The 4,089-nt window shown below is 46.1% G+C and carries 6 protein-coding genes; 4 read left to right on the top strand and 2 right to left on the bottom strand.

All coding sequences use genetic code 11. From position 1 onward, the window contains the following. The 4 genes from JHC35_RS01600 to JHC35_RS01585 form a co-directional block, all read left to right on the top strand. The coding region (locus tag JHC35_RS01600; protein ID WP_295041633.1) for a zinc ABC transporter substrate-binding protein at nucleotides 1-548 on the top strand (548 nt) is incomplete at its 5' end. Continuing rightward, nucleotides 539-1,300, top strand: coding sequence for a metal ABC transporter ATP-binding protein (locus JHC35_RS01595; protein WP_365996474.1), 762 nt, complete (start codon nucleotides 539-541; stop codon nucleotides 1,298-1,300). The genes JHC35_RS01600 and JHC35_RS01595, both read left to right, overlap by 10 nt. Before the next feature lie 11 nt (nucleotides 1,301-1,311). Next, on the top strand, nucleotides 1,312-2,109 hold the full coding sequence (locus JHC35_RS01590) for a metal ABC transporter permease (RefSeq protein WP_295041631.1): 798 nt from the start codon (nucleotides 1,312-1,314) through the stop codon (nucleotides 2,107-2,109). Then, entirely contained in the window at nucleotides 2,106-2,792 is a 687-nt protein-coding gene (locus tag JHC35_RS01585; RefSeq protein ID WP_295041630.1) for a methyltransferase domain-containing protein, read from the top strand. The genes JHC35_RS01590 and JHC35_RS01585 overlap by 4 nt, the downstream gene beginning before the upstream one ends. On the opposite strand, the gene JHC35_RS01580 is transcribed toward JHC35_RS01585, so the two are convergent. Continuing rightward, entirely contained in the window at nucleotides 2,775-3,185 is a 411-nt protein-coding gene (locus JHC35_RS01580; protein ID WP_295041629.1) for a thiamine-phosphate pyrophosphorylase, read from the bottom strand. The two genes, JHC35_RS01585 and JHC35_RS01580, sit on opposite strands and share 18 nt — an antisense overlap. Then, the gene (locus tag JHC35_RS01575; protein ID WP_295041628.1) at nucleotides 3,178-3,885 is read right to left on the bottom strand and encodes a Bax inhibitor-1/YccA family protein; all 708 of its coding nucleotides are present in this window, start codon (nucleotides 3,883-3,885) and stop codon (nucleotides 3,178-3,180) included. The genes JHC35_RS01580 and JHC35_RS01575 overlap by 8 nt, the downstream gene beginning before the upstream one ends. Between the last annotated feature and the right edge of the window lie 204 nt (nucleotides 3,886-4,089).

The raw sequence follows: 4,089 nt of genomic DNA, 5'->3' as shown, positions 1-4,089 counted from the left end.
ATGCTCACCACCATCACGGGGCGTATGATCCTCACTATTGGCTCGATATTGATAATATGATCAAAATGACCCAAACGTTAGATGCGGAATTCTCGAAACTTATTCCGAACAAAGCGGGGCAATTTCACGGTAATGCGGCTGCTTACATCGGAGAATTGCAAAAATTGAAATCGGAATACACAAAAGGTTTGGGCGAATGTAAAAACCGTACCTTGATCTCTAATCACGACGCATTCGGGTATCTTGCTCATGCAAACAAACTCGAGAATGTTTCGGTTATCGGACTCTCTTCGGATGAACAACCGAGTGCTCAAACCATCGCACATGTTGTTGAGATAGTCAAAGAACATGGGATGAAAACGATCTTTTTCGAAGAGTTGATCAACGATAACGTCTCCCAAACGATTGCCCGCGAGAGCGGAGCCAAAGCGGTCGCGTTGCAACCGCTGGAAAATATTAGCCAAGATGAGTTAAAATCGCATCAAACCTATCTCTCGATTATGCGGGAGAACCTGAAAAAATTACGAGAAGCGATGGAGTGCCGTTGAAATTTTCCCCCAGCCTTTTTGAAGTCAACAACCTTAACTTTGAGCGGCAGGGGAACTTGGTTCTCAAGAACTCTACCTTTAAAATTTTACCAGGGGAGTATTGCGCCATTATCGGCCCTAACGGAGGGGGAAAGACGACATTGGTCCGCCTTTTGCTCGGCCTTGAAAAGCCGACCTCCGGTGAAATCAAACTTTTTGGAACTCCTCAAAAACGGTTTCGCGATTGGAATCGCATCGGGTATGTTCCACAGCGTTCCGCTCTCGTAGACAGTTCGTTTCCTGCTACCGTACGTGAAGTGGTCGGAATGGGGCGTTATGCGAGACGAGGTATTTTTGGGTTGGAATCTGCTGATGACAAAACTGCGATTTCAGAGGCGATGGAGCTCATGGGAGTCTCTGATTTATCGGATCGTCTGATCGGAAATCTCTCCGGTGGTCAGCGCCAGCGGGTGATGATTGCCCGTGCGCTCGCCTCAAACCCCGATGTTTTGATTGTCGATGAGCCTAATACGGGGGTCGATGTCGAATCTCAGCACCGATTTTATGAACTGCTCCGTACTCTCAATCGCACCAAAAAACTTTCGATTCTCTTTGTTACACACGATGTCGGGGTCATCGCTGAAGATATTACCCATCTGTTGTTTGTCAATCAAAGCGTATTGGTCTCACAAAATCCTGCTGAGATGCTGCGGTGCGATGAGATGAGTCGACTTTACGGCACCTCGGCACATCTTGTGTCGCATAATCACTGAAAGGGGAAGAGATGTTAGAAATGTTGAATTACCCTTTTATGCAGCGCGCCTTTGTCGCAGGGTTGATGATTGCGATTCTCGCATCGCTCAGCGGTTCGTTCATCGTCCTTCGCCGTTATTCGCTTCTCAGCGAGACATTAGCCCATGTGTCGCTGGTCGGTGTTGCGATTGGATTGCTCTTTGGGATGAGTCCGCTGTGGATGGCAGTGTTGGCGTCATTGGTCGCGTCATGGCTGATCGAGTATTTGCGCAGTGTTCACGGGATGTATTCGGATTCGGTACTTGCGATTTTCCTCTCAGGCTCTCTCGCTCTTGCGATTGTAATCGTCTCGCTGGCAGGATCGTTCAACGCCTCACTCTTTAGCTACCTGTTCGGTTCTATCCTTTCGGTCAGTACTCAGGATTTATGGGTAATGGGGATTGCAGGCTCGTTGGCGATGGCGCTTCTGATCGCTTTTTTCAAAGAGCTCTATTTTATAGCATTTGATGAAGATGTCGCCCGAGCGGGGGGGATTCGGGTGACTCTCCTTAACTTCATGCTCGTGAGTGTCATTGCGATCATTATCGCCCTCTCGATTCGGGTAGTCGGAACATTGCTGATAGGAGCTTTGATGGTGATTCCTCCGGTCGCGGCGATCCGATTCGGGATGGGATTTTATCCCACTACCCTTCTTTCTATGGCTATTGCTTTGATCTCAGTAGTCGTTGGATTAAGCGCATCGTATCTCTTTTCCCTACCGAGCGGTGCTGCCATTGTTTTGTGTCTATTGGTCGTTTTTATCCTTGCGCTGGTCATTAACCGCCGATGAGCAGTGTTTGTCATGAGTTTTCCCGCTATGCGGCAGAGTACGGGAGCCGTAACGTTATTCAGCGTCTTGTCGCGGAAAAATTGGTAGCTTCTACTCATGAGCAGCCCCAGCGGATTTTGGATTTGGGATGCGGTAACGGCACCCTTTATTCATTGATCGATTGGGAGCTTGCCCGTTTTGTCGGCGTCGATTTTTCCAATTCCATGCTCTCTCATCACCCCCTGTCTGTGAATGTCGAGTTGATTTTGGGAGATTTTAACGATCCCGCATTATTTGAACGATTGAAAGATAACCGATTCGATCGGATCTATTCGGCATCGGCACTTCAGTGGGCGGAGGATTTGGAGAGTGTTATCAAAGCACTCGCTTCGCTTAACACACCGATGTCGTTAGCAATTTTCACGGCAGGGACCTTTAAAACCTTGCATGAGTGTGCGGGAGTTACCCCGCTGTTGCGCTCCAGTGATGAGGTGATGGATATCACCGAAAAATACGTAAATGCTCGCTACGAAGTGCTTCACTATACATTAGAATTTGATTCGGTACGGGAGATGTTTCGCTACATCAAACGCAGCGGTGTCAGCGGGGGGCGTAGAGTCCTTGATTACCGTTCGACCAAAAAATTGATTGAGACCTATCCCCTCTCCTATCTGGAGTTTGAGATTTTACTGATCCAAACCTAAGACGTTTTTCTTTTCTAATATATAGAGTTCGTAGCGGATATTTTTAAACCGCTCACTAAAGCTCGGTTCGACTATCTTATAAAGCTCTTCCAAAACACGCGAAGACTCTTGCCCCCGTTTATAGTTTGCTATCAGTATGGAACGCAGGTCTGTGCGATTCATTTCACTTTGCATCGTTGGGCGTAGCACATCGTTGACGCTGTCACGAGAGATGAGTAGCTCTTCAATGGGTTCGATACGGCATTGATGGCGGAGATGTTTGAGTGAAGTAGAGAGTTCCTTGTCATTGTGAACATAGCGCGCTATATCCTCAATCACACGGATACCCTCTTTTAGACGGTTGAGATTGGCATCGACCACCCGGAGAAGTTCCGGGGGAAGGGTGTTACTCATCGCTGCTTCCGAAAATTCCGAAGAGTTGGAGCAATGTGATAAAGAGGTTAAAGAAATCAAGATAGAGTGCAATCGCACCGTCCATCGGTGTTTCATAGGCACCTCGGATAACGTTTTGCGTATCGATCAATACCATGATGCTGATGACGAGCAAGAACACCGCTTGGATTGCAATATAAATCATCGGGCTTTTCAAGAAAAAGACATTAATTAATGAGAATGCCATAATAATAAAGAAAGCGATCACAATCGGCTTGGTCCACGTCGTGAAGTCTTTTGCACTTTTAATAGCAAAGAAACTAAGACCTCCGAACAATGCCGCTGTCATAAAAAACGCATTTCCGATAATGGTTGCTCCCCCTGCCATGCCAAGGATATGACTAAGTAACGGGGTGATGATGACACCGCTTGCAAAAGTGAATGCAAACAATCCGATCATATTGACGCCCGGTTTGTTTTTGATCATTTGAAGACCGAACATACCAAAGAGCATCCAAGGGATAGCGATAAACCAGTAGTTAGCAGCCACAACCGGAGCGAAGGGCATACCTACATAAGCACCTACACCGCCTGCCAACATTGAAGCGGCAAACAATTTATAGGTGTCTTTAACAAACGAGACGATCTGCGCTTCACTTCGGTGTGCGCTCTCGTAACCAAAAGCACTTTCTCGTGCGTATTCGCGATCATATAAAGCCATTGCTTTTTCCTTAATAGGGATTTTACGAAGCAGATTATACAAGAGTTTCATTAATGATTTATTTGCTCCAGAGAGTAGATTTTAGAGTTTAAGGGGTAAAAATGAGTAAAAAGGTTACATTTTTTGGCTTTTCGAATAAAAAATAAAAAATTTTCGCAATATTTTTGAAATTCTTTGAAAAACCTCTTGACATTGTTTCATTTT

The organism is Sulfuricurvum sp. (assembly GCF_022759005.1).
Taxonomy (GTDB): domain Bacteria; phylum Campylobacterota; class Campylobacteria; order Campylobacterales; family Sulfurimonadaceae; genus Sulfuricurvum.
The sequence above is the reverse complement of the archived record's forward strand: the minus strand, read 5'-3'. Positions and strand labels throughout refer to the sequence as shown.

Coding starts and splice junctions, on each gene's coding strand:
- JHC35_RS01590 (WP_295041631.1), top strand. CDS start 1,312: ATGTTAGAAATGTTGAATTACCCTTTTATGCAGCGCGCCTTTGTCGCA.
- JHC35_RS01585 (WP_295041630.1), top strand. CDS start 2,106: ATGAGCAGTGTTTGTCATGAGTTTTCCCGCTATGCGGCAGAGTACGGG.
- JHC35_RS01580 (WP_295041629.1), bottom strand. CDS start 3,185: ATGAGTAACACCCTTCCCCCGGAACTTCTCCGGGTGGTCGATGCCAAT.
- JHC35_RS01575 (WP_295041628.1), bottom strand. CDS start 3,885: ATGGCTTTATATGATCGCGAATACGCACGAGAAAGTGCTTTTGGTTAC.